The sequence below is a fragment of the Gordonia sp. X0973 genome (assembly GCF_013348785.1).
GTDB lineage: Bacteria > Actinomycetota > Actinomycetes > Mycobacteriales > Mycobacteriaceae > Gordonia.
Genome location: NZ_CP054691.1, coordinates 798,409 through 824,415 on the forward strand (window position 1 = coordinate 798,409; position 26,007 = coordinate 824,415).

Genomic DNA, 26,007 nt, shown 5'->3' on the forward strand with positions numbered 1-26,007 from the left:
CGTGGACAGGGTGCGTGCGAGCAGGTCGAGCAGGTGAGCGTTCCCGTCGTCGTCCTGGCCTCCGGCACCGGCTCGTTGCTGTCCGCTTTGCTCGACGCGGCCGCCACCGCTGATTCGCCCTTCGAGGTCGTCGCCGTGGCCGTGGATCGGGACTGTCGCGCCGCGCAGCTGGCCGCGGAGCGCGGGATCGCCGTCATCACCGCGCGGGTCGCGGACTATCCGGACCGGGAATCCTGGGATCGCGCGCTGGCCGAGCAGGTCGCCGCGTTCGCGCCCGAATGGGTGGTGACCGCGGGCTTCATGAAGATCCTCGGCCCGGCCGTCCTCGGCCGCTTCCCCGGGCGCATCGTCAACTCCCACCCCGCCCTGCTGCCGGCCTTCCCAGGGGCGCACGGCGTCGCGGACGCCCTGGCCCACGGCGTCAAGGTCACCGGCACCACCGTGCACCTGGTCGACAGCGGAGTCGACACCGGCCCGATCCTCGCGCAGGCCGCGGTCGCCGTCGAGCCCGACGACACCGAGGAAGCGCTGCACGAACGCATCAAGACCGTCGAGCGGACCCTGCTCGCCGACGTACTCACAGCCCTCACCACCCGCGGGGTGGTCATCGACGGACGAAAGGCCCGAATCCCGTGACCGAATCCAAGCGCCCCCTCAAGCGGGCACTCGTCAGCGTCTACGACAAGACCGGCCTGGCCGAGCTCGCCACCGCGCTGCACGGCGCCGGCGTCGAGATCGTCTCCACCGGATCGACCGCCAAGACCATCGCGGCCGCCGGCGTACCCGTCGTCGAGGTCTCCGAGCTGACCGATTTCCCCGAATGCCTCGAGGGCCGCGTGAAGACGCTGCACCCGCGCGTCCACGCCGGCATCCTCGCCGACACCCGCAAGGCCGATCATCTGGCACAGCTCGACGAACTCGGCGTTGCGCCGTTCGAGCTGGTCGTCGTGAACCTGTATCCGTTCACGCAGACCGTCGCCTCCGGCGCCACCCCCGACGAGTGCATCGAGCAGATCGACATCGGCGGACCGTCGATGGTGCGGGCCGCGGCGAAGAACCACCCGTCGGTGGCCGTCGTCGTCGACCCCGCCGACTACGCCGACGTCGCGGCTGCCGCGGCCGGCGGCGGCTTCGGCCTGGACCAGCGGCGGGCGCTGGCCGCCAAGGCCTTCCGCCACACCGCCGACTACGACGTGGCCGTCGCGTCGTGGATGACCAGCGTTGTCGCACCCGAGGCCGACTCCGTGTTCCCGACCTGGGCCGGTGCGACGTGGAACCGCGAGGCGGTGCTGCGCTACGGGGAGAATCCGCACCAGGCGGCGGCGCTCTACGCCAACACCTTCGGCGCTCCCGGGCTGGCGCAGGCGCAGCAGCTGCACGGCAAGGAGATGTCCTTCAACAACTACACCGACGGTGACGCGGCCTGGCGGGCCGCACACGACTTCTCCGCCCCCGCGGTGGCGGTGGTCAAGCACGCCAACCCGTGTGGCATCGCCGTGGGCGAGGACATCGCGCAGGCGCACCGCAAGGCGCACGAATGCGACCCGGTCAGCGCCTACGGCGGCGTCATCGCGGCCAACCGCGAGGTCAGTGTCGAGATGGCGAAGACGGTGGCCGACATCTTCACCGAGGTGATCATCGCGCCCGGATACGCCGAGGGCGCGCTCGAACTCCTCACCAAGAAGAAGAACCTCCGCATCCTGATCGCCGCGCCGCCCGCGGCGACCGGGACCGAGATCCGTCCCATCTCGGGCGGGATCCTGATGCAGCAGCGCGACGTGATCGACGCCGAGGGCGACGATCCGGCCAACTGGCGCCTCGTCGCCGGCGAGGCCGCCGACGCCGCCACCCTCGCCGATCTCGAATTCGCCTGGCGGGCCTGCCGCGCGGTGAAGAGCAACGCGATCCTGCTGGCCACCGACGGCGCCTCCGTCGGCGTCGGCATGGGTCAGGTCAACCGCGTCGACTCGGCCCATCTCGCGGTGCAGCGGGCCGGCGCCCGTGCGCACGGTTCGGTCGGTGCCTCGGACGCGTTCTTCCCGTTCGCCGACGGCCTGCAGGTCCTGATCGACGGGGGCGTGCGCGCCGTCGTGCAGCCGGGCGGGTCGATTCGCGACGAGGAGGTCATCGCGGCGGCCGAGAAGGCCGGCGTCACGATGTACCTGACCGGCGCGCGCCACTTCGCGCACTGAGGTTCGCTCGACGGGGATTGCGCCTCTCCCGGCGAAACCTGAGTAGCGTGGAGTGGTGGCATCCGACTCTGCGAAGACCAACCCTCCCACCATCTCGACCGTCGGCGAACTCCGCGCCTCCGACCACGTCCAACGCAGCATCCGCGACGAGATCCGCAACAACCTGCTGACCGCCCTGCGCGCCGGCGACGACCCGTGGGTCGGGATCGTCGGCCTCGAGTCGACGGTCATCCCGCAGTTGGAGCGGTCGCTGCTCGCCGGGCACGACGTGGTCCTGCTGGGCGAGCGCGGTCAGGGCAAGACCCGCATCCTGCGCACCATCGCGGGCCTGCTCGACGAGTGGACGCCGGTGATCGCCGGTGCCGAACTGGGCGAGCACCCGTTCGAGCCGATCACCCCGGCGTCGATCCGACGCGCCGCCGAACTCGGCGACGAGTTGCCGATCGAGTGGCGCCACCGCAGCGAGCGCTACAGCGAGAAGCTGGCGACGCCGGACACCTCGGTCGCCGACCTCGTCGGCGATATCGACCCGATGAAGGTCGCGGAGGGTCGCAGCCTCGGTGATCCGGAGACCATTCACTTCGGCCTCATCCCACGGGCGCATCGCGGGATCGTCGCCATCAACGAGCTGCCCGACCTGGCCGAGCGCATCCAGGTCGCCATGCTCAATGTGATGGAGGAGCGCGACATCCAGGTGCGCGGCTACTCGCTGCGGCTGCCGCTCGACGTGCTCGTGCTGGCCAGCGCCAACCCGGAGGACTACACCAACCGCGGCCGGATCATCACCCCGCTCAAGGACCGCTTCGGTGCCGAGATCCGCACGCACTACCCGCTCGAACTCGACGACGAGATCGGCGTCATCGAGCAGGAGGCCGACCTGCTGGCCACCGTGCCCGACTATCTGCTGGAGATCCTCGCCCGCTTCACCCGCTACACCCGGGAGAACCCGGCCATCGACCAGCGCTCGGGTGTCTCGGCGCGCTTCGCGATCGCCGGTGCGGAGACGGTGGCCGCCGCCGCCCTGCACCGCAGCGCGGTCCTCGGCGCCGGGAGCGGGCGGGTCGAATCAGATGCCGAGTCGCCGGTGGCGCGCGTGGTCGATCTGGAATCGGTCATCGAGGTGCTGCGCGGCAAGATCGAATTCGAATCCGGCGAGGAGGGGCGCGAGCTGGAGATCCTTTCGCACCTGCTGCGCAAGTCGGTCGCCGACACCGTGCGCGAGCATCTGGGCGGCATCGACCTGGCCACCTTCGTCGACGCGCTGGAGAACGGCGAACCCGTCGTCACCGGTGACCGGGTCGGCGCCGCCGACCTGTTGAATTCGCTGCCCGACGACGAGGCCGTCGCCTCGACCGTCGCGGCCCTCACCGAGCGCTTCGACGCGCAGTCCGACGGAGAGAAGGCGGCAGCGGTGGAACTCGCGCTCGAGGGACTGTTCCTCGCCCGTCGCATCGGCAAGACGGCCGACGACGCGGGACAGACCGTCTACGGATAGGGGCGATGGCGATGGCCGATTCCTTCGACGCCGATCCGGCACAGCACCGGCGCAGCTTCCACCGGTCGCGCTACGAGCGCTACCGCGGCGGACCCGATCCGCTGGCCCCGCCATTGGATTTGCGCGAGGCGCTGGACGAGATCGGCGCCGACGTCATGGCCGGCTACTCGCCGCAGCGCGCACTGCGGGAGATGCTGCGCCGCGGCACCCCTGGGATGACCGGCCTCGACGAGTTGCGCGAGCGGGTCAACCGCCGCCGCAACGAACTGCTCGAGCAGCGCAACCTCGACGGGACCTTCGCCGAGATCAAGGAACTCCTCGACAGCGCCGTGCTGGCGGAGCGCAAACAGCTGGCGCGCGACCTCGACGACGATGCTCGGTTCGCCGAGATGCAGATCGGGAACCTGCCGCCGTCCACCGCGGCCGCCGTCAACGAACTCGCCGACTACCGGTGGCGCAGCCCCCAGGCCCGGGCCGACTTCGAGAAGATCCGCGACCTGCTCGGTCGGGAACTGCTCGAACAGCGCTTCGCGGGGATGAAGGATGCCCTGGAGAACGCCGACGAGACCGACCGGCAGGCGATCACCGACATGCTCGCCGACCTGAACGACCTGCTCGCCAAGCACAACCGCGGCGAGGACACCTCCGCGGACTTCGCCGAGTTCATGGAAAAACACGGCCAGTTCTTCCCGGAGAACCCGCGCAACACCGAGGAATTGGTCGAGTCGCTGGCCCGTCGCAGCGCGGCCGCGCAGCAGTTCTACAACTCGCTCTCACCCGAGCAGCGGGCCGAACTCGACCAGCTCGCGCAGCAGGCCTTCGGCTCGCCGGAGCTGATGGCCGCGTTGGCCAATGTCGACTCCCAACTGCAGATGGCGCGCCCCGATCTCGACTGGGACGGATCGCAGGGGTTCTCCGGCGACCAGCCGATGGGGCTGGGGGAGGGGGCCGCGGCGATGGCCGACCTCGCCGAGTTGGATGCGCTGAGCGAGGCGTTGAGCCAGCAGTACGCCGGCGCCGACCTCGCCGACATCGACCTGGACGCCCTGGCCCGGCAGCTGGGCGACGACGCCGCCGTCGACGCCCGCACCCTGGCCCGTCTGGAACAGGCGCTGCGCGAGCAGGGATTCTTCGAGCGCGGCGACGACGGCCAGCTCCGGCTGAGCCCCAAGGCGATGCGACAGCTCGGGCAAGCGGTGCTGTCCGACGTCGCCGAGCGGCTGTCGGCCCGCGGCGAACGGTCCACCCGGCTCGCCGGACGCCTCGGGGAGCCGACCGGAGCGACCCGCGAGTGGGCCTTCGGCGACACCGAGCCGTGGGACGTGCCCAGGACCATCACCAACGCGGTGCTGCGCGAGGCCGGTGCGGGAGCCTACGATCCCGGTCGGCCGGTGCGCCTGGACATCGCCGACGTGGAGGTCACCGACACCGAGGCGCGCACGCAGGCGGCCGTCGTGCTCCTCGTCGACACCTCCTTCTCGATGGAGATGGAGGGCCGCTGGCTGCCGATGAAGCGCACGGCGATCGCGCTCAACCATCTCGTCTCCACGCGTTTCCGCACCGACGAACTGGAGATCATCGCGTTCGGCCGTGAGGCGCGCACGATCGATGTCGGCGAATTGGCGGGATTGTCGCCGCGGATGGAGCAGGGCACCAACCTGCACCACGCGCTGCTGTTGGCCCAACGCCACCTGCGGCGGCATCCGCATGCGATGCCGGTGGTGCTGATCGTCACCGACGGCGAGCCGACGGCGCATCTCGAGCCCTCGGGCGAGCCCTTCTTCTTCTACCCGCCGCATCCGCAGACCATCGGCCTGACCGTCGCCGAACTCGACCACGTGGCCCGGATGGGCGCCCAGGTGACCATCTTCCGGCTCGGCGACGACCCGGGGTTGGCCATGTTCATCGACAACGTGGCGCGCCGCATCGGCGGCCGGGTCGTAGCCCCCGACGTTGACGGCCTCGGTGCCGCCGTCGTCGGCGATTACCTGCGCTCGCGCCGCGCGCGTTAGCACCCGACCCCGCCGAGTCTCGATACACCGACTCGGCTAGCGCGGTCTCGATACACCGACTCGGCTAGCGCCTCGCCGGCACTCGACCACCGTCTTACGGCACTCGACCACCGTCAGTCCCGCCGAGTGGGCACTCCAATCCCGCCGAGTGGGCACCTCAACGCTCCCGAGTGGGCACCTCAGCCCAGGGTGACCGCTATGAAGGCGATGACCGGGATCGACGCGAGGGTGGTGACTAGCGCGCTATCGCGTGCCAACGCCTGACCGCGCTGATACCGCACGGCGTACACGAGCACGTTCTGCGCGGTCGGTAGCGCGGCGATGACCACCTGGGCGAACAGATGATGCCCGGACAGGCCGAATCCCCAGCGCGACAGGGCGTAGGCGAGCGCGGGCATGGCGAGCATCTTCAGCACGGCGGCGAGGGCGACATCCCGCTTCGACGTGGTGTCGCCGTCCTCGGTCGACGACGCGCGGCGCGCGGCCAGGGAGAGGCCGAAGACCAGCAGGGCGAGCGGCACCGACGCGTCCCCGAGCATGCGGAACGGGTCCATCACCGCCTTCGGCGGATGCCAGTGCAACCCCGCGACCACCAGTCCGGCCACACCGCCGAGCAGGATCGGATTGGAGAGCGGGGTGAGCACGGCGTCGCGCCACACCCGACGGCCGCCCAGTCCGCCCGCCGCGCTGCGCAAGGCGGAGAGGTCCAGTGCCACCAGGGCGATGGGCGAGTAGACGACGATCTGGAACAGCAGCAGCGGCGCGATGAACGAGCGGTCGTCGAGCACGTACATCGCGATGGGAACACCGAGGTTGACGCTGTTGACATACGACGAGGAGAGCGCCCCGATCACCAACTCGGGAACCGCGCGTCGCCACCACAGCCTGGCCGCCAACGCGTAGACGAGGCCGATGGTCAACGCGGTGCCGGCGGCGATGACCAGCGTCGACGAGAAGACTTGCCGCAGATCGGCGGCGACGAGCGCGCTGAACAGCAGCGCCGGGGTGCACACGAAGAACACCAGGCGGGAGAGGACTTCGGTCGCGGCCGGGCCGAGGGTTCCGCTCCGGCCGAGCAGATAGCCGATCCCGACCACCAAGAAGATGACCGTGAAACCCGCGACGACGCCTGACACCGCAGGAATCCTAATCGGCGGGGATCGCGGCGGTCGTGTCAGCCGGTTGACGGAGGTGCTCCTGGGGCGCAATGCCCGATTGCTGGCAGAATGGGTCGGACTATGACAAATCTGCCCCATCCGTCGGAACCCGGCGCCGACGACGAGTGGTCGCCGGTCAACCTCAACAAGGATCAGGCGTCCGCCGCCCCGTATCCCGAGCCCACCGGGCCGTCGCCGATCTCCGGCCCGCCCGTCGTCGGTCCGCCGGTCGTCGGTCCGCCGGTTGGAGGGCCGCCCGTCGTCGGCCCCCCGATGGTAGGCCCGCCGCCGGTCGGGGGCCCGCCGGTCGCCGGCTATCCCGTCCCCGGCTACCCGCCCGTCCCGGGGACCCCCGATCCGTACTCGGCGGCATACGGCTATGCCGCCTACCCGGTGAGTTCGCCGAAGTCCAACGGCATGGCCATCGGCGCCCTGGTGAGCGGTCTCGCCGGTTTCCTGTGCTGCCCGGCCGGGATCGTGGCGCTGGTCCTGGGCATTGTGGCGCTGCGGCAGATCAACGAGACCCCGGAACCGGCTTCCGGCGACCGCGGGATGGCGATCGCCGGCATCGTTCTCGGTGCCGTGTTCACCCTGATCGCGGTCGTCTACTTGGTCATCATCATCGCTGGCGCCGTCAGCAGCTGATCACGGCCGTTTTGGACCGATCGTCGGTCCGGATGTATCCTGGTCGGGTTGCGCGCCGCCCTGTGCGATCCCCCGAGTTGCTCGACGGGCCGCGCGGCGCAATCAAGACTTGTACTCAGTAGGAGAAGGACAGACTCATGGCCGTACCGAAGCGCCGCATGTCGCGGGCCAATACCCACAGCCGTCGTTCGCAGTGGAAGGCGGAGAACCCCGCGCTGCAGGAAGTCAAGGTCAACGGCGTGCCGCAGCGCCTGCCGCGTCGCCTGGTGAAGGCCGCCGAGCTCGGCCTCATCGACATCGACCGCCGCTAGCGGTCGACACCGTCTCAAACGTCGGCGCCCACACTCGCATGGAGTGTGGGCGCCGACGTTTGTGCGCTCGGAGGCGCTCAGTTCTGGGCGATCGCCTTGTTCACCAGGCGTGAGACGAAGTTCGGCACGACCTTGCTCGCATTGTTGAGGACGGTCGTCTGCACGCCCACCGAGTAATGCGTCCGGTGGATCAGCTTGTCCGCCGCATTCGGGTGTACCGAGGTCCAGACGCGCTCGGCGACCTCTTCCGGGGTGATCCGGATCCCGAGCGTCTGCGCCGACTTGGACTCGGCGTCGGCCAGTGCCGTCTTGGCCCAGAGCGGCCAGATGGCGACGACGCGGATGTCGTCCTTCTGCCACTCCAACTCCAGTGCCTCGGTGAGCCCGGCGACGTAGAACTTGGCGGCCGAGTAGGTGGCGATGTCGGGCTGGCCGTAGATGGCCGACGCCGAGGCGATATTCACCAGGTGGGAGCCGGGGGTCGCCTTGAGATACGGGTAGGCGGCCTGGGCGCCCAGGGTGACGCCGAGGACGTCGATGTCGATCTGTGCCTGGACCGCTTCGGCGGAGATGGTGTCGAGGCGGCCGCCGACGAGGATCCCGGCGTTGTTGTCCAGGACGTCGAGCTTTCCGTCGGTGTGCTTGGTGAAGTCGGCGAGCGCCTTGGCCCACTGCGCCGGCTTGCGCACGTCCAGGCGGCCGGTGACGAATTCGGGGTGCTCCGCCTTGACGGCCTTGAGTGCCTCGGCGTCGACGTCGAAGACGCCGACTGTCCACCCTTTCCCTGCGAAGTGTTTGGCGGTGGCCAGGCCGATGCCGGCGGCACCGCCGGAGATGAAGATGGAGGGCACGGTGGTTGAAGCCTTTCCGGGTGGGACGGTGTGTGTCAATGAACATTGGCATAGTTACCGCCCGGTAGTAAAGGCTCTGGTCACGATTGCGCCTCAAACTGCACGCGAATTACATGCGATTGGTAGCTTTTCCGGGGTCAGCACATCCATTTCGTCTAGACCAACGGGAGCCGCAATGACCCAGCCGCCGATTGACCCCGGCCAGCAACCGCCGCAGGTGCCGGGCCAGCAGCCCGGCGCGTACCCACCCCCTCCCGGAGCACCCGGGGCACCGGGCGGATTCCAGCCGCAGCCGGGCGCCTACCCTCCCGGACCCGCGGGTCCGGCCGCTCCGGCGTTCAGCGTCGGCGAAGGCTTCAGCTGGGCCTTCAACAAGTTCGGCAAGAACGCCGGACCGCTGATCCTCGCCACCCTCGTCTTCGGTCTGATCAGCGCCGTCGTCAGCGGGATCTTCCAGTTCATCGCCGGCGCGATGGGCAATACGACGACGGTGAGCACCGACGACTCGTTCGCCTTCACGTCGAGCTACACCGTCGGCAGTTGGATCGTCCTGATCATCGGCTACATCGTGTCGCTGATCGTGGGCGGCTACATCGCCGCGTCCTACTGGAACGGGATCCTCAAGATCGCCAACGGTGAGAAGGTGACCTTCGGATCGTTCTTCCAGCCGCGCAACGTCGGCGCCGTGATCATCGGATCGATCCTGGTCGGCATCATCACCGGCATCGGATTGGCCCTGTGCGTCCTGCCGGGCCTGATCGCCGCGATCTTCCTGTACTTCACGTCCGTGGCCATCGTGGACCACAACCTCAGCGGTCCGGACGGGCTGGTGGCGAGCTTCAACACCGTCAAGGCGAACTTCGGCCCGGCGCTGCTGACCTGGCTCCTCGCCGTCATCACCGCCGTCGTCGGCGCGCTGCTCTGCGGTGTCGGCCTCCTGGTCGCCGTGCCGGTCGCCGCGCTGCTGGTCGCCTACGCGTGGCGCCGCCTGACCGGGGGCTACACCGCTCCGGCCACCGCCTAGCGAGAATCTCGACCACTCGGGCCCCTGCCGTCGCGGCAGGGGCCCGAGTGCTTGCCGCGCGATGGCCGTGGTGCACGATCCGACTTCGACTCACGAGGTCTCGATACGGTTCCTCGGCTAGCGCCTCGGATCCACTCGACCACCCAGGTACGGTTCCTCGGCTAGCGCCTCGGATCCACCGCCGGATCGAGTGATCGCGACGAAGGAGCGATCGTATCGAGATCTCGACCACCCATAAGTCCCGCGCCGATCGCGTCCTGCGGGAATTCTCAGGCCCGCTGCGCTAAGAATTAACCATGCGGATTCTTGTGGTGGACGACGACCGCGCCGTGCGCGAGTCGTTGCGGAGGTCGTTGACCTTCAACGGCTACACCGTCGATACCGCCGGCGACGGTCTCGAGGCGCTGGAGAAGGTGGTGGCCGCCCGCCCCGACCTCCTGCTGCTCGACGTCATGATGCCGCGCATGGACGGGCTCGAGGTATGCCGCCGCCTCCGGTCGGCGGGCGACGATCTGCCGATCCTGGTACTCACCGCCCGCGACTCGGTCTCCGAGCGCGTGGCCGGTCTCGACGCCGGTGCCGACGACTACCTGGCCAAGCCCTTCGCCCTGGAAGAACTGCTGGCCCGGCTGCGGGCCCTGCTGCGCCGCGCCACCCCCGACGAGGAGGATTCCGAGGCGCTCGAGTTCGAGGATCTGCGCCTGGACCCGGTGACCCGCGACGTCACGCGCGGCGAGCGCGCGATCAGCCTCACCCGCACCGAGTTCGCCCTGCTGGAAATGCTGATGGCCAATCCGCGGCGGGTGCTCTCGCGCAGCCGGATCCTCGAAGAGGTGTGGGGATACGACTTCCCGACCTCGGGCAACGCGCTCGAGGTCTACGTCGGCTATCTGCGGCGCAAGACCGAGGCCGACGGCGAGTCCCGCCTGATCCACACCGTCCGCGGGGTCGGCTACGTGTTGCGGGAGACGCCGCCCTGAGCGTCTGGTCCGACATTCGACGGTGGTCGCAGCGCCACCGCGAGGAAGTCGCGCATCGGGAGATGCGCGAGCCGTTTGCCCTGACCCGCTCGGCGTCGCTGACGACGCGCGTGGCGCTGCTCTCGGCGACGGTCGTGGCCGTCTCGGTCTCGCTGATGGCGGCCGCCGCCTATTTCGTCGTCTACCGCGCCATGTACAACGACGTCGACCGGCAGCTGGAAAGCCGTGCCGACGGGATGACCGCCCTCTCCCGCACCGGGGCGCTGTCGGGGAATCCGCAGCGGGTCGTCTCCGGCGCGGTGTTCTCGACGAATATCTCGGTGGCGCTCATCCGCCCCGACGGCCAGACTTTCCTGGTGGGTTCGGTGCCCTTCGATTCGGTCGAGCGCGCTGTCGTGCGCAGCCCGGGCGGCCCGGGGGGCAATCTGCAGAGTCTGCGCACCGTCGGCGACCAGCGCGTATTGGCCCGCAAGCTCGACAACGGATACAGCCTCATCATGTCGCAGAGCCTGATCCACACCGAACGCGTCCTCAAACGCCTGGCCTGGGTGCTGCTCGTCGTGGGCGGCGGGGGAGTGGCGCTGGCCGCGCTCGCCGGCACGACGGTGGCGCGCACCGGCCTGCGCCCGGTGTCACGGCTCACGCGCGCAGCCGAGCGGGTCGCGCGGACCGAGGTGCTGGATCCGATCCCGGTCACCGGAAACGACGAGTTGGCGCGCCTGACCGAGGCCTTCAACACGATGCTCGCCGCGTTGCGCAACTCGCGCGAGAAGCAGGCCAGGCTCGTGGCCGACGCCGGTCACGAGCTCAAGACCCCGCTGACCTCGCTGCGGACCAACGTCGAACTCCTCATCGCCTCCGCCGAGCCCGGAGCCCCGGCGGTGCCGCTCGCAGACATGATCGAGCTGCGCAGCGACATCGTCGCCCAGATCGAGGAACTGTCCACCCTCGTCGGCGACCTTGTCGACCTCTCCCGCGACGAGGTCACCCACGTCGTCCACGAAGAGGTGGACATGGTCGACATCGTCGACCGCAGTCTCGAACGGGCCAGGCGCCGCCGCAACGACGTCGACTTCGTCGTCGACGCGGAGAACTGGTACGTCTTCGGGGAATCGGCCGGACTCTCGCGCGCGGTACTCAACGTGCTCGACAACGCGGCGAAATGGTCGCCGGGCGGGCACCGGGTGGAGGTCGCGCTGCGGCAGCAGACGGTGAACACGGCCGTACTCACCGTCGCCGACGCCGGGCCGGGTATCCCGCCGGAGGATCGGGAGCTGGTGTTCGAGCGCTTCTATCGCGCCGCGGACTCCCGATCGATGCCCGGTTCCGGGCTGGGCCTGGCGATCGTGCGCCAGGTCGTCGAACGCCTCGGCGGGACGGTCACCGCCGGGCAGTCGAGGATGGGGGGAGCGTTGATCACCATGACGCTGCCCGGTCATCCGATACCGGTGGAACCCACGCCCGTCGTCGTTCGTCAGTAATGTGTACGGCACCGACCCGGTGCTCGAATCAGACAAGCGAGGCAGCCACGTGAGCCAACCACCCTCCAGCGACAACCCGACGCCTGACACGTCGGGCACGGGCAGCGCCGCCGGTCAGCCGGCACCGTGGCAGTCGAGCACCTCCGCCACGCCCGCCGGCTACGGCGCGCAGGCGCCGGCCGAGGGTATCCCGGCAGTTCCGCAGGCACCGCGCACCGAGCAGTACACCACCGCCTTCCCGACCACCCCGGGGGCGGCGGCGGGAACAGAACCGCAGGCCACCGCGCCGACCCAGTCGCCGTACCCGAGCGCCTTCCCGTCGGGCTATCCCGCCGGTGCCTCCGCCGCCGGCCAGCCGAACTACGCGGGCCCGCACACCGGGCAGCTGCCTGTCGTGCCGACCGATGCCTCCCAGCGCAGCGGTTCCGGTCGCAAGGTCGCGATCGCCAGCGGTGCCGTGGTGCTCGCGCTGGCCTCCGGCGGTATCGGCGGCGTCGTCGGCGCGCACGTCGACCGGGCGGATTCACCCCCGGCCATCGGCGGCGACCTCCACGGTGGCGACAACGGGTCGCCGCAGGCGCCCCCGGCCCCCGCCGGCAGCGTCCAGGCGGTCGCGGCCAAGACGCTGCCCTCGGTGGTGTCCATCGCGGTGCGGTCGGGCAACGAGGAGATGGAGGGCTCCGGTGTCGTACTCGACGCCGACGGCACCATCATGACCAACAACCATGTCGTCGGGGGCGGGAGCACCCGGTCGGCCACGCGGCCGACGATCACCGTCATCTTCCACGACGGCTCGCGCGCGCAGGCCGACCTGCGCGGCGCCGACTCGATCTCGGACATCGCGGTGATCAAGGTGAAGAACCACCCCGGCCTGCAGCCGATCAACGTCGGCACGTCGAAGAACCTCGCGGTGGGCCAGGACGTGATCGCGATCGGCTCGCCGCTCGGCCTCGCCGGCACGGTCACCACCGGCATCATCTCGGCGCTCAACCGGCCGGTCTCGACGCAGCGCGTCGGCAAGCAGATCGACTCGGTGATCGACGCCATCCAGACCGATGCGGCGATCAACCCGGGCAACTCCGGCGGCGCGCTGGTCAACGCCCGCGGCGCCCTCATCGGGGTCAACACCGCGATCGCGACCCTCGGCGGTCAGGACGCCAACGGGCAGCAGCGCGCCACCGGCAGCATCGGCCTCGGCTTCGCGATCCCGATCGACCAGGCGATGCGTATCGCCAACCAGCTCATCAAGGACGGCAAGGCCGAGCATCCGAGCCTCGGCGTCACCGCCATGCCGGTACCGATGGACCAGGACACCTCGGGCGCCCGCGTGGCGACGGTGGTACCCGGCGGCGCGGCCGCCGACGCCGGCATCCCGAAGGGGGCGGTGATCACCCGTTTGGGCGGCCGTCCGATCACGGGCTCGGAGGATCTGGTGGCCGCGGTCCGGTCCTTCGCGCCGGGTGACGTCGTCGAGGTCGAATACGTCGCCGGCGGCAAGACGACCACGACGAAGGTCACGCTCAAGACGCTCCCGGCCAACTGAGTGCCGTCCGCCAACCGACCCGCAATCCGACAGGAGTGGTGATGACCGGATCGATTTTCGAAGAGACCGTCCGCGACGACTCGGTGGCCGACGCCGCCGCGCGCGAGCTATCCGCGGCAGCGGGCCCGGACGACGCGATGACCGCGCGGGCGCTGGTGGTCGTCGTAGCTGACGACCACGTCGACTCCGGCGGACTGGGCGCCCTGGTCGGCGAGTTGCTCGAGGAGGCCGGCTTCCACGTGGACGCCACCGTCGTCGTGTCCGGTGACGAGGTGGAGATCCGCAACGCGCTCAACACGGCCGTCATCGGCGGAGTCGACGTCGTCATCTCCGTCGGCGGGGTCGGGGTCCGCGCCCGCGACGTGGCGCCCGAGGCCACCGAGCCGCTGCTCGACCGCCGCCTGCCCGGCATCGAGGAGGCGGTCCGCTCCTCCGGGCTGGCCGCCGGTGCGACCGACGCGGGACTCTCCCGCGGGTTGGCCGGTATCTCCGGGCAGACCCTCGTGGTCAACCTCGCCGATTCGCGGGCCGCGGTGCGCGACGGGATGGCGACGATCACGATGCTCGCGCACCACGTGATCGCCGACATCACCGAGTTCTAGGCGGTTCGGCGCGGTGGCGGAGAAAGCGCAGTCCGACGAACAACGATGGCGGCGACGGCAACGCCTCGACGCGGTCTTCGGCGACGACCTGCCCGACACCACCGGCGACGAGCGGGGCGACGGGGAGGGATCCGGCCGCGGCCGCGAGTGGTACGAACGCAACCGGCCGCCGCATCACGGCTGAGGCCGCCACCGCGGTCCGTCGACCCGGCCTGACCAATACAGTTTGCGAACGTGTACCGAAATCGTGATTCATCGCACTCCGGTGGTACCGTACTGACGAGTTTTCTGCTTTCTGTACCAAAAGGGGATCGCATGAATGCGGTACACACCGCCGTGGGCCGCCGCATGGCTTCACCTGCCGTTCGTCGTCGGCTGGCTTCGGGCGCCGCGGTCGTCACCGCGGCCGCCGTCGCGTTGTCGGTCACGGCCGGCGGGGCGTCGGCCGAGAAACTGCCCGGCGGCCACAAGCGCACGACCGGCATCGACGGCCAGGTCGTCACCCTCAAGCGCTCCGGCGAGTACGCCTTCCAGCAGCAGAGCCAGGCCAACAACAGCTTCGGCCGCTCGACGCGCATCTCCGGGATCTACACCGCGCGGATCAACCGCGGCGGCGGCAACGTCCAGGTCGGCTACCTCGTCGGCTGCCAGGTCAACGTCGGCGGACTCGACGTGGGCATCTCGGGCGGCCTGTATGCGCCACTGACCAGCCCCACCAGCATCCTGCCGACCGTCGGCGGCACCCTCTCGCTGCCGGTGGCCCCCGGTCAGATCCAGGCCGTCTACGTGCTGGACAAGAACTTCTACAAGAAGGTCGTGAGCATCCAGCTCTCCGGCGTCGAGTTGAGCGTGCAGGGCTGCGCCGGCTACGCCCAGGCCCGTTCGTTCGTCAAGGTCCTCGCGGCCGATCAGTACAACGCCGCCAACGGCACGATCGGCGGCAGCGGCGGCGCCATCCAGACCACCCTCTACGGCAAGCCCTTCAGCCTCGGCTGAGCGGACCGGATCAAAGGACCACCACGTGATGACTCGGCTCCGCCCAGCCACTCTGCGGCGTCTCGGTGCGGCCACCGCCGTGGCCGTGGCCGCCGCCACCGCGACGACCGTCGCCCTTCCCGCCGCCCAGGCCGGACATCTGCCCGGCGGCCGCATCAGCAAGAAGCTCGTCGACGGCACCAAGGTCAAGGCGCGTCTCTACGACGAGTACGTGCGCTACCACCAGGGCAACGTCGCCAACATCCAGACGTCGCGCGAAGTCTGGTTGTCCGGCAAGATCGTCGCCGAGATCGCCGGTGAGGCCCAGGGTGCGACGATCTACGGCGGATACGTCGTCGGCTGCCAGGTCTCGGTGACCGGTGCGAGCAACGGGAACAACACCGGTAACGACGGCTACGGCAACTACGCGCAGACCATCGGCACCACGCTGCACCTCGGCCCCGGCCAGGCGGGCTGGGTGCCGATCATCCAGCGGACCCAGGGCACCAACCCCAGCGACACCAGCTACAACGTCAACCGCTTCACCTTCCGCGGCAACCGCGGCGGCGTCGCGTTCAGCGACGAGAGCTTCCGGCTGAACGGCTGCGGCGGGTTCGCACAGGCGCGTGCGCGGTTCACCGTCGAGGTGGAGACCGCGACCGTGCGCAGCCAGATCGTCCTGTGGGGCAAGCCGTTCACGCTGGGCTAGTCTGAGTCTGGCAACCCGCTGTGGGTTGTCACCCGGGTCACTGGGGGACCTTTCGGTGCTCTGACCCGGCCGCCTACGGTGGAGACAACGGTCGCCGTCGGCGTTGCCCTGCTCGCGCGGCGGCGCGCCCGGCCGAGCCCACCCCGCCCCCGAACGCCGAGGACTACATGGCCAGCTCCCGCTTGAGGTTTTTCCCGACGAAGGCCGGTGAGCCCGCAGACCCCACCGAACCGCTGCCCGAGGCCATCGTCGACGAAGCACTCGAGCGCGGCGGCGTCGCGCCGATGGACGACGCGATGCTCGCCCCGCCGGCGTCGCCGCTGCACGTGCTGGCCGCGATGCGCCGGTTCCGCCCCTACATGCACGGCCTGTACGGACGACTCGTCCTGGGCATCATCCTGCAGGTCGTCGACCTGCTCGCCAACGTCGTCACCATCGCGCTGTTCGCCAAGATCGTCGATCAGGTGCTGGTCAAGGGCGACATGGCGGCACTGCCCACCCCGATGATCCAGTGGGTGACGGTGACCATCATCGGCGCCATCTGCTCGTACTACGGCGAGGTCACCACCGGCATCGTCGCCGAACGGATGGTCACCCGGGTCCGCGACGATCTCTACGAGCACACCCAGCAGCTGGCGCCGCATGTGCGCCGCCAATACCCGTCCGGCGACCTGATCGCCCGGCACAGCGGCGACGTGGAGGCCACCGAGCACCTCGTCTCGTCGGCCATCGTCGCGGCCAGCCTCGCCATCATGTCGGTGATCGCCTACGCGGCCGCGGCGCTCTACACGGAGTGGAAACTGGCGCTCATCGCCTTCGCCCTCGCCCCGATCCTGGGGTTGGTGGCGCGCTGGTTCGGCCGCGTCCTCAAGGGGGTGTCGCGCCGCGAGCGGGTCGCCAACGGCGTGATCAGCGCGATGGTTGCCGAGGGGATCGACAACTCGCTCGCGATCCAGGCCGACAACCAGGGGCCGGCCGACCGTCGCCGCGTCCGCGCGCAGTCGCAGTCGTGGATGCGCGCCCGGATCACCGAGTTGAAGGCGGGCGAACTGTACGGCCAGGCCGTCGGCCTCGTCGAGCTGTTCGTCATGCTGGGCGTGCTCGTCCTGGGCGCCTGGATGATCTCCTCCGGTCAGACCACCCTGGGGTCCTTGATCGCCCTGACCGGCTACCTGGGCCAGCTGTACCCGCAGATCCAGTCGCTGAGCGGGTTGGCGGTGTCCATCACGACGGCGACCGCCAGCGCGGAGCGCGTGGCGCAGGTCCTCGACGAGCCGGTCGCCATCGCCGACGACGACATCGACACCGACCCGAATTCGCCGCTCCCGGTCGCGGTGCCGCTGCCGGTGCGGACCAAGGGCGGGGTGCCCGTGGCTTTCGACCACGTCGACTTCACCTATCCGGATTCGCGCCAGCCGGTGTTCGCCGATTTCTCCCTCGACATCGGAGCAGGCGAATTCGTCTCCCTCGTCGGGCCGAGCGGATCGGGCAAGACGACCGTGACGAACCTGCTGCTGCGGTTCTACGACCCCGATTCCGGGTGCGTCCTGATCGACGGCATGGACTTGGCGGCCGAGTCGCCGACCGAGGTGCGCAACCACATCACGTTGCTGCCGCAGCGGATCGCCGTCTACCGGGGCACCGTCGCCGACAACATCCGGTTCTCCTGTCCCGATGCGACCCGCGACCAGATCGTCGAGGCCGCACGGGCCGCCGACGCCCACGAATTCATCACCGGGCTGCCCGACGGATACGACACCGAACTGCTCGATTCGGGAGCCAACCTGTCCGGCGGCCAGCGCCAGCGGATCGCGCTCGCCCGCGCCTTCCTGCGCGATACCCCGGTCCTGATCCTCGACGAGCCCACCACCGGCCTCGACCAGGCCACCACCGACCGCGTGATGGAGCCGATGCTGCGCCTGGCGCGCTCGCGCACGACCATCCTCATCACGCACGACGAGGAGTTGGCCGCCCAGGCGCCGCGCACCGTCGAGTTGGGTGCACCCGGCCCGGCGTGAGGTCGGTCAGACCCGACGAAAAGGCCCGCCCCACCGGATGACCGGTGGGGCGGGCCTGTTGCTGATGCGGCTAGCGCGAGTGGCGGCCGGGGTGATCGGGCGGGTAGTCGCCCGGGTAGTTGGTCTCGCCCGGGTAGCCGCCGGGCGCGTTCGTCGGGTACGACTGCGGCGGCGGGTTGTAGCCGACCGGCGGCTGGGAGCCGGTGGGGTAGCCACCGCCGACCGGCGGCTGCGAGCCGGTGGGGTATCCGCCTGCCGGGCGGATCATCGGTTCGCCGGCCGGCGGGATGGCACCGGGGCCGGGGCCGACGCCGATGGGCGGCGGCGGGATCTCGCGGTTCGAGTAGGCCATGGTCGCGGGCTCCGGTTCCGCCTCGGCCTTCTTGGCGGCCTCGGGGTCCATCAGGTTGCGGATCTCGGTGAGCAGGCTGATCTCGGTGTCCTCGGCCTTGCTGCCGACCATCATCGCCGACAGCTTGTTGTAGGGCAGGACGATGATGAAGTACACGACGGCGGCCACGATCAGGAAATTGATCGCGGCGGTGATGACCGCGGTGAGGTCGATGTAGTTGAGTGCCTTGGTCGTGTCGGTGGAACCCTTGGCCAAGTGGCATTCGCCGACGCAGAACCCGAGGCCCTTGATGGCGTCGGGGTTGGTCCCGCCCGGGATCGCGTTGATCAGCGGTTGGATGACCTTGTCGGTGAACGCGGTGACGATTGCGGTGAAGGCAGCGCCGATGATGACCGCGGTGGCCAATTCGACGACGTTCCCCCGCAAGATGAATTCTTTGAAGCCTTTGAGCACGGTGAACACTTCCTTAGTTTTCGGCGTGCAATTCGCCTGGAATCGTAAACCAGAACTTGAGGCTCGGCGAGACACAAGAGTAACTCACGTAACAGATGACGTTGTTTCGTTGGCATTTTGAGACATTTCAGAATCAAGCGATCAATGGATCACGACGGTCAGCGCGGTCGTCAGGCTCGCGGCGGCGACCCGGTGCGCGGCCGCGGCGCTCATCGCCAGCAGTACCGGGGCCGCGGATTCACCGCCACGCCGATTCGCGGCGGTGCCCGCCGCCAGCGCGACCACGGCGTTGGTCGCGACGACCGCGGGCGGCTCGGCCGTACCGCCCTTGGTCAGCACGTCGACGACGTCGCCGGATTCGAGCAGGGCGGCGGTGCCTGCGTCGGCGAGATGGACCGGCACCAATCGGGCGCCCGGGTCACCGGTGAGCCGACGGGGGAGGCGGGGGCCGAGCAGTCGGGTGTCGGTGACGATTTCACCCCGTCGCACCGCGCCGGTGACGGTACGGCCGCGCACATCGGCGGTCAGCCGCAGCGCACCGTCGGGGAGCAGCGCGGGCCGGATCCGCACGAGGAGCACGTCGTCGGGGCGCAGCGGCATCCCCGGACGCAGGTCGCGGGCTGCGGCGACCACCGCGGTCCCGGGCGCCTGGCGCCGGTCGGCGGCGAAGGAGATGACCGCGGCGAGGACCAACAACGCCGCGCAACTCCGCCGCACCACCATCGATCGCGCCCATCCCGGCCGCAGCGCCCACCGCAGCCGGTCGCGCCAGCGTGCGGAGAGGGGGTGACCGCGGAGCCCGGAGAACATGTCCACAAGCTAATGCGACACCGCGGCTCGGCGGGTCCGGCGGCGGCCCGACTGGTGCCTGGCCTGTGGACGGCGCGGAACTGTGGAAAGCCGGCCGATCCCGCCTCGTTGGCACTCGGAATGAACGAGTGCCAGCGTCGGTTAGAATTGACAGGTTCACGACGATTCCGTGGAGGTTCCACCGTGCCCACTTACTCCTATGCCTGTACGGAGTGCGACAACAAGTTCGACATCGTGCAGTCGTTCTCCGACGATGCGCTGACGCAGTGCCCGCAGTGCGGGGGCAAGCTGCGCAAGCTGTTCAACAGCGTCGGCATCGTCTTCAAGGGCAGTGGCTTCTACCGAACCGATTCGCGCTCCGGCTCGGTCTCGGCCGGAAACGGCTCCGGCTCCTCGAGCGACAGCGGCTCGTCGAGCGACTCCGGTTCCAGCTCCTCGTCGAAATCCACCGGCGACTCCTCGTCGAGCAGTTCCTCGACCAGCTCGTCGACCTCCGCGGCTTCCTGACCCTCCCGCGAGAGCAGCGGGCCTGCCGGTCCCGTCGGGTCAGCCGTCCAGCCGGGTGAAGCCCGCTTGCGGGGTCAACGCCCAGGTCATCGGGATGTCGGTGGGCTCCACCGGTAGTTCGTCGACCAATTCGGCGTCGTAGACGACGGCGATCAGCACCGCGGTGCTCCCCGGCAGACTCCGGTCGTAGTAGCCACCGCCCCGACCCAACCGCGCCCCGTCGCGCGCCACCGCGAGCGCCGGCACGAAAACGGCCTTCGCCTCGCGCAGCGCCTCGGGGCCCAGTGCCGGCGACGCCGGCGCGGAGATCCCCCACCGACCGGTCACCAACGGCCCACTCGTGTCGTAGACGGCCCAGTGCAGCGGCTGCGGCGGACCCTCGGGGACGACGGGCACGAGCACGCGGTAGCCCTGATCGGTCAGGGCGTCGAGCATGGCATCGGAACCCGGCTCGGCGTCCAGCGGCAGGTAGCAGGCGACGGTCGCCCCCTCGTCCAGCTGGATCGGGAGGCGGTACATCCATTCGGCCAGGTTCGCCGCGGCCCCCTCGACGTCGAAGACCGACATGGCCCCACGGCCCGCGCGCAAGCGCGCCCGAACCGACTTCTTGGTCACCGAATAGAGTGTAGATCCATGAGTGCCCCCGAACCGGACACCGCGGCCCTGCCGACCGCACCCCCGATCCCGCGGACCGCCGTCGTGCCGGCCGCCGGACTCGGGACGCGTTTCCTGCCGGCGACGAAGACTGTGCCGAAGGAACTGCTCCCCGTCGTCGACACCCCCGGCATCGAATTGGTCGCCGAAGAAGCCAAATCCGCCGGTGCCGAGCGCCTGCTGATCGTCACCTCGCCGGGCAAAGACGGGGTCGTCGCGCATTTCGTCGAAGACCTCGTGCTGGAGAACACCCTGGCCAAGCGTGGCAAGGCCGCGATGCTCGCCAAGGTCCGCAAGGCCCCCAACCTCCTCGAGGTGGCCTCGGTGGTGCAGGAGAAGCCGCTGGGCCTGGGCCACGCCATCGGATGCGTGGAGGAGTACCTCGCCGACGACGAGGACGCCATCGCCGTCCTCCTGCCCGACGACCTGGTGTTGCCCGGCGGCGTACTCGAGACGATGGCCCGCGTGCGGCGCCGCCGCGGCGGGTCCGTGCTCTGCGCCATCGAGGTCCCCGACGACCAGCTGTCGGCCTACGGCATCTTCGACGTCGAGCCGGTGCCCGACGCTGCCAACCCCGACGTGCTGCGGGTGTGCGGGATGGTGGAGAAGCCGCAGCCCGACGACGCGCCGTCGAACTTCGCCGCCGCCGGGCGCTACATCCTGGACCGGAAGATTTTCGACGCGCTGCGCCGGATCAACCCGGGTGCGGGTGGCGAGCTCCAGATCACCGACGCCATCGCGCTGCTCATCGCCGACGGGGAGCCCGTCCACGTCGTCGTCCACCGGGGTACCCGGCATGATCTGGGCAACCCCGGCGGCTATTTGAAGGCCGCCGTCGACTTCGCCCTCGACCGCGACGACTACGGGCCGGAGCTGCGCGCGTGGCTCGTCGAACGCCTGGAAAACAGCTGAGAACACCTGGTTGTGGGCCTGGTTACGCCGTTGTCGTTTCCGGCGTGGCGTCGTTGGCCCCCCGAGCGGCGGCGTTAGAGTCGGACTAATGTCCAGGTTTGACATGAGCAGGGGGAGGCGAGATGCGTTCGGTCGATGAACACTTGGCACGGATCACCGCATCCGCGGTTGTCCCGCGCCCGGTGAAGATAGCCATTTCCGAGGCGCAGGGATTGATGTGTGCCGAGGAGGTGCTGACCGAGCGCCCGTTGCCCGGCTTCGACCAGGCCGCCGTGGACGGTTACGCCGTGCGCGCCGTCGACGTGGCACTCGCCGGTGTGGTGGCCCCGGCCGCCGACGACGAGTTCGACGCCGGCGAGGCCGATCTCGACACCCTCGTCGAGGGGGAGCCGATCGCGGTCTTCCTGCCCGTCGTCGGCGACGTGGAACCCGGCTCGCGCACGCCGATCCGACTGCAACCCCGTCAGGCGGTGCGCGTCGAGACCGGTGCGCCCATGCCGACGCTCGCCGACTCGGTGGTCCCGTTGCGCTGGACCGACGGCGCACAGCAGAAAGTCCGCGTCGCCCACGGGGTGGACAGCGGCGCCTACGTCCGCCGGGTCGGCGACGACGTCCAGCCCGGCGACGTCGCGGTGCGGGCGGGCGAGATCATCGGTCCCGCCCAGGTCGGACTGCTGGCCGCCGTCGGGCGCGCCCGCGTGCTCGTGCATCCGCGGCCGCGGTTGTCGGTGATCGCCGTCGGATCCGAACTCGTCGACATCGATCGGGTGCCCGGTCAGGGCCAGGTCTACGACGTCAACAGCTACGCCCTCGCCGCCGCCGCCCGCGACGCCGGTGCCGACGTCAACCGGGTGGGCATCGCCGAGCGCGACGCCGGTCGGCTGCGCGAGATCGTGGAGGCCCAGCTCATCCGCTCCGAGATCGTGGTGATCTGCGGTGCCGTCGGCGGCTCCGCGTCGAAGGGCATCGCGGCCGCCCTCGGCGAACTCGGCGACCTGGAGATCGCGCGCGTCGCCATGCATCCCGGGTCGGTGCAGGGATTCGGCCGCCTCGGGCGCGACGAGGTGCCCACCTTCCTGCTGCCCGCCAACCCGGTCTCGGCGCTGGTGACCTTCGAGGTGATGGTCCGCCCGCTGATTCGGATCGCGTTGGGCAAGCGCGAACCGCTGCGCCGCATCATCGCCGCCCGCACCATCGGGCCCATCGCCTCGGTGGAGGGCCGCACCGGATATCTGCGCGGCCAACTCATGCGCGAAGAGCGCACCGGGGCCTACATGGTCCAGGTCATCGGCTCCTCGCCGACCGGCTCGTCGCATCTGCTCGCGGAACTGGCCGAGGCGAACTGCCTCGTCGTCGTGCCCGCGGAGGCCGCCAAACTCGACCCGGGTGACGACGTCGAGGTCATGTTCCTCGCGCAGCGCGGATAGACCCCAGCGAGTCCACCCTTCCGGCGGGCATCCGCGCACTAAAGTTGTCGCTGTGTTCAGCTGGGGTTCGGCATCGCGAGCGCATCCGGGATGGCCGGCGCGCGTCGGACCGCTGCGCGTCGCCGCCGGCGCGGTTACCCTGCGGCCGGTCAAGATGCGCGACGCCGGGGACTGGAGTCGGCTGCGCATCCGGAATCGGGATCTGCTGATCCCCTGGGAGCCCACCGGCGACGGGAATTGGGTTGCGCGCCACCAGCGCAGCAACTGGGCGCCGATGTATTCGATCCTGCGCAGCGAGGCCAAGCGCGGGGTGGTCCTGCCCTTCGTGATCGAGGTCGACGGTCGCTACATCGGCCAGCTGACCATCGGCAACCTGCAGCGCGGGGCGGTGCGCAGCGCCTGGATCGGCTACTGGGTGGACCAGGAGTGGACCGGCATGGGCATCGCGACGGCGGCGGTGGCGCTCGGCGTCGACCATGCCTTCGGACCGGTCGGACTGCACCGGTTGGAGGCGACCGTGCAACCGGCCAACGGGGCGTCGCGGGCCGTGTTGACCAAGGTGGGGTTCCGGCACGAGGGCGTGCTGATGCGGTACATGGATGTCAACGGCCGCTGGCGCGACCACGACCTGTTCGCTTTGACGACGGAGGAGATCATGAGCAGCGCGGTGGACACCCTGGTCCAGTCCGGACGGGCGCAGTTCCGGTGAGCGGGCTGGAGATCACCGTCCGCGGGCGGGCCGAACGGCAGTACCGGCCGGAGCAGGGGACGGCGATCCTCTCGGCCGAGTTCACCGAGTCGACGAGCGAGGAAGCGCACGCGAAGGCTTTGGAATTGCAGAGCGAGGTCGTCGCCGAGCTCACCCGCCTGGACGAGACGAATGCGCTGAATGCCTGGCACGCCAACGACATCCACGTCTTCGGTCATCGCCCGTGGATCGACGGGAAGGAATCGACCGAGGTCGTCTACACGACGCGGATCGCCATGACCGCCGAGTTCCTCGACTTCGAGGCGCTGGCCGCCTTCCTCGTCGAGTGGGCCGGTCGTGACGGCTTGACCGTCAGCCGGATCGTGTGGGACGTCCTCGACGAGAACCGGCCCCGGTACGAGGCGAAGGTCCGCCGCGACGCGGTGCGCGACGCCGTCGCCAAGGCGCAGGCCTACGCCGACGCGGTCGGTCGCGGGTCGGTGACGGCGGTCGCGCTCGCCGATCCCTCGATGCTCGGCTCCGGTGGCGACGGCGGCGGTCCGGTCGCTCCGGCCGGGGCGATGTATGCCCGTGCGATGGCGGCCCCGCCCGATTCCGGGCCGACGCTGGAGTTGCGACCCGACGACGTGGTCATCGCCGTCTCGGTCGACGCCCGGTTCACCGTCGGGGAGTAGGAATCGGCGTCTCCCGGGCCTACGGCGTGCGTCGGCGCAGCGTGGCCGCGGCGAGGGCGAGCGCGACCAGCGTGATCGCCCAGATGATCACCAGGTCGCGGATCATCAGCGCCGTCGCCGACGGTTGCGCGGCCACCTCTTGCAGCGCCTGCACGGCGTAGGTGAGTGGCATGACGTCGGACAGGCCCTGCATCCATCCGGGGAGTTGCCCGCGCGGCACGAACAGGCCGCAGAGGAACAACTGGGGGATCACGACCGCGGGCAGGAATTGGACGGCCTGGAACTCGGTCTTCGCGAACGCGCTGCACAGCAGGCCGAGCGCGACTCCGAGTAGGGCGACGCTGAGCGCGATCACGACGATCCACCAGCGCGGACCCGCCGTCTTGAGGTGCAGTGCCCAGAAGGCGAATCCGCAGGTGATCGCCGCCTGGAGGACGGAAAGGATGCCGAAGGCGCTGCCGTAGCCGCCGAGGAGGTCGAGCCGGGACAGCGGCGTGGTCATCAGGCGTTCCAACGTGCCCGCGCGGCGCTCGCGCAGCATCGCCACCGAGGTCAGCACGAACATCACGATGAACGGCAGGATGCCGAGCATGATGATCCCGAAGCGGTCGAAGGGAGTCGGAGCGCCGGGAAACCGCGGGACGTTGTCGAACATGAAGTAGAGCAGCGTCAGGAGGAGCAGCGGCAGCACGAGCACCAGGGCCAACGACCGGTGGTCGGTGCGGATCTGGCGCAGGACGCGGAGAGCGGTGGCGCCCAACAGCTGCGGATTCATTGGTCCCCACCCTGCTCGATCAGGGCCAGGAAGGCGTCGTCGATCGACGTCTTGCGTGTCCGTGACTTCAACTCGGCGGGGGTGCACTGGCTGAGGACCTTTCCGTCGCGCATCAGGATCATCTCGTCGCAGTGTTCGGCCTCGTCCATCACGTGGCTCGAGACCAGGAGCGTGGTCCCGGCGGCGGCGAGGGTCGCGAAGTACTGCCACAGCTCCGCGCGGAGTACCGGGTCGAGGCCGACGGTCGGTTCGTCGAGGATCAGCAGTTCCGGTTTGGCCACGAGCGCGCAGGCGATCGAGACCCGGTTGATCTGGCCGCCGGACAGGTCGGCGGCCCGGCGTTTCGCGTAGGGCGCGAGGCCCACCGCGTCGAGCGTCTGCGCGACGTTGGCGCCCGAGCCCGTCAGCGCCGCGAAGTAGGCGACGTTCTCGATCACGGTGAGATCGGAGTAGGTGGAGGCGGCCTGGGTGGCGTAGCCGACGCGGCGGCGCAGGGCAGCGGCGCCGGCCGGCTGGCCCAACACCTCGATCGTGCCTTTGACGCCCGCCTGGGTTCCGACGATCGAGCGCATCAGCGTCGTCTTGCCGCATCCCGACGGGCCGAAGAGACCGGTGATCGACCCGGATCCGATGTGCAGTGTCACGTCGTCGCAGGCCACCGTCGAACCCCGACGCACCGTGACGGATTCGCAGCGCACCGCGACTGGAGCAGTCATGGCGCCAGACTAGCCCCACCGGG

General features: G+C 69.8%; 27 protein-coding genes. 20 read left to right on the forward strand and 7 right to left on the reverse strand.

The annotated features are described in order from the left end of the window. The first annotated feature begins 33 nt into the window (after positions 1–33). From purN to HUN08_RS03950, 4 genes are read left to right on the forward strand one after another with little or no spacing between them, the layout of a single operon-like run. Positions 34–636 (forward strand): phosphoribosylglycinamide formyltransferase, encoded by a 603-nt coding sequence (gene purN, locus HUN08_RS03935; RefSeq protein WP_301546877.1) that lies wholly within the window; start codon positions 34–36, stop codon positions 634–636. Next, entirely contained in the window at positions 633–2,192 is a 1,560-nt protein-coding gene (purH, locus tag HUN08_RS03940) for a bifunctional phosphoribosylaminoimidazolecarboxamide formyltransferase/IMP cyclohydrolase (protein WP_124248744.1), read from the forward strand. Before purN ends, purH begins: the two co-directional genes overlap by 4 nt. A 55-nt stretch (positions 2,193–2,247) precedes the next feature. After that, a complete protein-coding gene (locus tag HUN08_RS03945) occupies positions 2,248–3,687 on the forward strand; it encodes a sigma 54-interacting transcriptional regulator (protein WP_301546878.1) in 1,440 nt (479 codons plus the stop codon). Positions 3,688–3,698: 11 nt separating this feature from the next. Continuing rightward, the gene (locus HUN08_RS03950) at positions 3,699–5,699 is read left to right on the forward strand and encodes a VWA domain-containing protein (protein ID WP_124248742.1); all 2,001 of its coding nucleotides are present in this window, start codon (positions 3,699–3,701) and stop codon (positions 5,697–5,699) included. 179 nt (positions 5,700–5,878) lie between these two features. On the opposite strand, the gene HUN08_RS03955 is transcribed toward HUN08_RS03950, so the two are convergent. Next, positions 5,879–6,835: an AEC family transporter gene (locus HUN08_RS03955; protein WP_124248741.1), complete on the reverse strand. Its 957-nt coding sequence runs from the start codon at positions 6,833–6,835 to the stop codon at positions 5,879–5,881. A 102-nt stretch (positions 6,836–6,937) separates the two neighbouring features. Here HUN08_RS03955 and HUN08_RS03960 point away from each other — a divergent pair, with 102 nt between their 5' ends. Together HUN08_RS03960 and rpmF are read left to right on the forward strand one after the other, a co-directional pair. Continuing rightward, positions 6,938–7,501: a DUF4190 domain-containing protein gene (locus HUN08_RS03960; RefSeq protein WP_124248740.1), complete on the forward strand. Its 564-nt coding sequence runs from the start codon at positions 6,938–6,940 to the stop codon at positions 7,499–7,501. 137 nt (positions 7,502–7,638) lie between these two features. Then, positions 7,639–7,812 carry a 50S ribosomal protein L32 gene (rpmF, locus tag HUN08_RS03965; protein ID WP_124248739.1) on the forward strand — a complete coding sequence of 58 codons (174 nt, stop codon included), beginning with the start codon at positions 7,639–7,641 and terminating at the stop codon, positions 7,810–7,812. Between the two features lie 77 nt (positions 7,813–7,889). On the opposite strand, the gene HUN08_RS03970 is transcribed toward rpmF, so the two are convergent. Further along, on the reverse strand, positions 7,890–8,663 hold the full coding sequence (locus tag HUN08_RS03970) for an SDR family oxidoreductase (protein ID WP_124248738.1): 774 nt from the start codon (positions 8,661–8,663) through the stop codon (positions 7,890–7,892). Between the two features lie 175 nt (positions 8,664–8,838). On the opposite strand from HUN08_RS03970, the gene HUN08_RS03975 reads away from it, so the two are divergent. The 9 genes from HUN08_RS03975 (at position 8,839) to HUN08_RS04015 (ending at position 17,995) form a co-directional block, all read left to right on the forward strand. Then, positions 8,839–9,687 carry a hypothetical protein gene (locus HUN08_RS03975; RefSeq protein WP_124248737.1) on the forward strand — a complete coding sequence of 283 codons (849 nt, stop codon included), beginning with the start codon at positions 8,839–8,841 and terminating at the stop codon, positions 9,685–9,687. 296 nt (positions 9,688–9,983) lie between these two features. Beyond that, positions 9,984–10,667 (forward strand): response regulator transcription factor, encoded by a 684-nt coding sequence (locus tag HUN08_RS03980; protein ID WP_124248736.1) that lies wholly within the window; start codon positions 9,984–9,986, stop codon positions 10,665–10,667. A 62-nt stretch (positions 10,668–10,729) separates the two neighbouring features. Further along, positions 10,730–12,148: a HAMP domain-containing sensor histidine kinase gene (locus tag HUN08_RS03985; RefSeq protein ID WP_124248735.1), complete on the forward strand. Its 1,419-nt coding sequence runs from the start codon at positions 10,730–10,732 to the stop codon at positions 12,146–12,148. Between the two features lie 49 nt (positions 12,149–12,197). Continuing rightward, the gene (locus HUN08_RS03990; protein WP_301546879.1) at positions 12,198–13,691 is read left to right on the forward strand and encodes a trypsin-like peptidase domain-containing protein; all 1,494 of its coding nucleotides are present in this window, start codon (positions 12,198–12,200) and stop codon (positions 13,689–13,691) included. Between the two features lie 41 nt (positions 13,692–13,732). Continuing rightward, positions 13,733–14,293, forward strand: a complete 561-nt coding sequence (locus HUN08_RS03995; protein WP_124248733.1) for a molybdenum cofactor biosynthesis protein B — start codon at positions 13,733–13,735, stop codon at positions 14,291–14,293. Between the two features lie 13 nt (positions 14,294–14,306). Then, entirely contained in the window at positions 14,307–14,477 is a 171-nt protein-coding gene (locus HUN08_RS04000; protein ID WP_165353460.1) for a hypothetical protein, read from the forward strand. Between the two features lie 131 nt (positions 14,478–14,608). Further along, complete coding sequence (locus HUN08_RS04005) at positions 14,609–15,289, forward strand: MspA family porin (protein WP_301546880.1); 681 nt, start codon at positions 14,609–14,611, stop codon at positions 15,287–15,289. A 28-nt stretch (positions 15,290–15,317) separates the two neighbouring features. Continuing rightward, positions 15,318–15,977 carry an MspA family porin gene (locus HUN08_RS04010; protein WP_124248772.1) on the forward strand — a complete coding sequence of 220 codons (660 nt, stop codon included), beginning with the start codon at positions 15,318–15,320 and terminating at the stop codon, positions 15,975–15,977. A gap of 167 nt (positions 15,978–16,144) precedes the next feature. Next, positions 16,145–17,995: an ABC transporter ATP-binding protein gene (locus HUN08_RS04015; protein ID WP_124248732.1), complete on the forward strand. Its 1,851-nt coding sequence runs from the start codon at positions 16,145–16,147 to the stop codon at positions 17,993–17,995. Positions 17,996–18,065: 70 nt separating this feature from the next. Here the strand turns inward: HUN08_RS04015 and mscL are convergent, their stop codons facing one another. Next, positions 18,066–18,800: a large conductance mechanosensitive channel protein MscL gene (gene mscL / locus HUN08_RS04020; protein WP_124248771.1), complete on the reverse strand. Its 735-nt coding sequence runs from the start codon at positions 18,798–18,800 to the stop codon at positions 18,066–18,068. Positions 18,801–18,941: 141 nt separating this feature from the next. After that, entirely contained in the window at positions 18,942–19,610 is a 669-nt protein-coding gene (locus tag HUN08_RS04025; protein WP_174900869.1) for an SAF domain-containing protein, read from the reverse strand. A gap of 183 nt (positions 19,611–19,793) precedes the next feature. Here HUN08_RS04025 and HUN08_RS04030 point away from each other — a divergent pair, with 183 nt between their 5' ends. Beyond that, positions 19,794–20,117 (forward strand): FmdB family zinc ribbon protein, encoded by a 324-nt coding sequence (locus HUN08_RS04030; protein ID WP_174900870.1) that lies wholly within the window; start codon positions 19,794–19,796, stop codon positions 20,115–20,117. A 39-nt stretch (positions 20,118–20,156) separates the two neighbouring features. On the opposite strand, the gene HUN08_RS04035 is transcribed toward HUN08_RS04030, so the two are convergent. After that, complete coding sequence (locus tag HUN08_RS04035) at positions 20,157–20,732, reverse strand: 5-formyltetrahydrofolate cyclo-ligase (protein WP_124248729.1); 576 nt, start codon at positions 20,730–20,732, stop codon at positions 20,157–20,159. Positions 20,733–20,750: 18 nt separating this feature from the next. On the opposite strand from HUN08_RS04035, the gene HUN08_RS04040 reads away from it, so the two are divergent. The 4 genes from HUN08_RS04040 (at position 20,751) to HUN08_RS04055 (ending at position 24,493) form a co-directional block, all read left to right on the forward strand. After that, positions 20,751–21,683 carry a UTP--glucose-1-phosphate uridylyltransferase gene (locus HUN08_RS04040; RefSeq protein WP_124248728.1) on the forward strand — a complete coding sequence of 311 codons (933 nt, stop codon included), beginning with the start codon at positions 20,751–20,753 and terminating at the stop codon, positions 21,681–21,683. A 122-nt stretch (positions 21,684–21,805) separates the two neighbouring features. Further along, complete coding sequence (gene glp / locus HUN08_RS04045) at positions 21,806–23,110, forward strand: gephyrin-like molybdotransferase Glp (protein ID WP_124248727.1); 1,305 nt, start codon at positions 21,806–21,808, stop codon at positions 23,108–23,110. Positions 23,111–23,162: 52 nt separating this feature from the next. Continuing rightward, positions 23,163–23,819 (forward strand): GNAT family N-acetyltransferase, encoded by a 657-nt coding sequence (locus tag HUN08_RS04050; RefSeq protein ID WP_124248726.1) that lies wholly within the window; start codon positions 23,163–23,165, stop codon positions 23,817–23,819. Next, positions 23,816–24,493: an SIMPL domain-containing protein gene (locus tag HUN08_RS04055; protein ID WP_165353459.1), complete on the forward strand. Its 678-nt coding sequence runs from the start codon at positions 23,816–23,818 to the stop codon at positions 24,491–24,493. Before HUN08_RS04050 ends, HUN08_RS04055 begins: the two co-directional genes overlap by 4 nt. Positions 24,494–24,512: 19 nt before the next feature. Here HUN08_RS04055 and HUN08_RS04060 read toward each other — a convergent pair whose 3' ends face one another. Beyond that, positions 24,513–25,268: an ABC transporter permease gene (locus HUN08_RS04060; protein WP_124248724.1), complete on the reverse strand. Its 756-nt coding sequence runs from the start codon at positions 25,266–25,268 to the stop codon at positions 24,513–24,515. Beyond that, complete coding sequence (locus HUN08_RS04065; RefSeq protein WP_124248723.1) at positions 25,265–25,984, reverse strand: ABC transporter ATP-binding protein; 720 nt, start codon at positions 25,982–25,984, stop codon at positions 25,265–25,267. Before HUN08_RS04065 ends, HUN08_RS04060 begins: the two co-directional genes overlap by 4 nt. Between the last annotated feature and the right edge of the window lie 23 nt (positions 25,985–26,007).

Excerpts from the sequence above, each read along its gene's own strand:
- HUN08_RS03950 (WP_124248742.1), top strand. The coding sequence starts at position 3,699 with ATGGCCGATTCCTTCGACGCCGATCCGGCACAGCACCGGCGCAGCTTC.
- HUN08_RS03960 (WP_124248740.1), top strand. The coding sequence starts at position 6,938 with ATGACAAATCTGCCCCATCCGTCGGAACCCGGCGCCGACGACGAGTGG.
- rpmF (WP_124248739.1), top strand. The coding sequence starts at position 7,639 with ATGGCCGTACCGAAGCGCCGCATGTCGCGGGCCAATACCCACAGCCGT.
- HUN08_RS03975 (WP_124248737.1), top strand. The coding sequence starts at position 8,839 with ATGACCCAGCCGCCGATTGACCCCGGCCAGCAACCGCCGCAGGTGCCG.
- HUN08_RS03980 (WP_124248736.1), top strand. The coding sequence starts at position 9,984 with ATGCGGATTCTTGTGGTGGACGACGACCGCGCCGTGCGCGAGTCGTTG.
- HUN08_RS03985 (WP_124248735.1), top strand. The coding sequence starts at position 10,730 with ATGCGCGAGCCGTTTGCCCTGACCCGCTCGGCGTCGCTGACGACGCGC.
- HUN08_RS03995 (WP_124248733.1), top strand. The coding sequence starts at position 13,733 with ATGACCGGATCGATTTTCGAAGAGACCGTCCGCGACGACTCGGTGGCC.
- HUN08_RS04005 (WP_301546880.1), top strand. The coding sequence starts at position 14,609 with ATGAATGCGGTACACACCGCCGTGGGCCGCCGCATGGCTTCACCTGCC.
- HUN08_RS04010 (WP_124248772.1), top strand. The coding sequence starts at position 15,318 with ATGACTCGGCTCCGCCCAGCCACTCTGCGGCGTCTCGGTGCGGCCACC.
- HUN08_RS04015 (WP_124248732.1), top strand. The coding sequence starts at position 16,145 with ATGGCCAGCTCCCGCTTGAGGTTTTTCCCGACGAAGGCCGGTGAGCCC.
- HUN08_RS04025 (WP_174900869.1), bottom strand. The coding sequence starts at position 19,610 with ATGTTCTCCGGGCTCCGCGGTCACCCCCTCTCCGCACGCTGGCGCGAC.
- HUN08_RS04040 (WP_124248728.1), top strand. The coding sequence starts at position 20,751 with ATGAGTGCCCCCGAACCGGACACCGCGGCCCTGCCGACCGCACCCCCG.
- glp (WP_124248727.1), top strand. The coding sequence starts at position 21,806 with ATGCGTTCGGTCGATGAACACTTGGCACGGATCACCGCATCCGCGGTT.
- HUN08_RS04060 (WP_124248724.1), bottom strand. The coding sequence starts at position 25,268 with ATGAATCCGCAGCTGTTGGGCGCCACCGCTCTCCGCGTCCTGCGCCAG.
- HUN08_RS04065 (WP_124248723.1), bottom strand. The coding sequence starts at position 25,984 with ATGACTGCTCCAGTCGCGGTGCGCTGCGAATCCGTCACGGTGCGTCGG.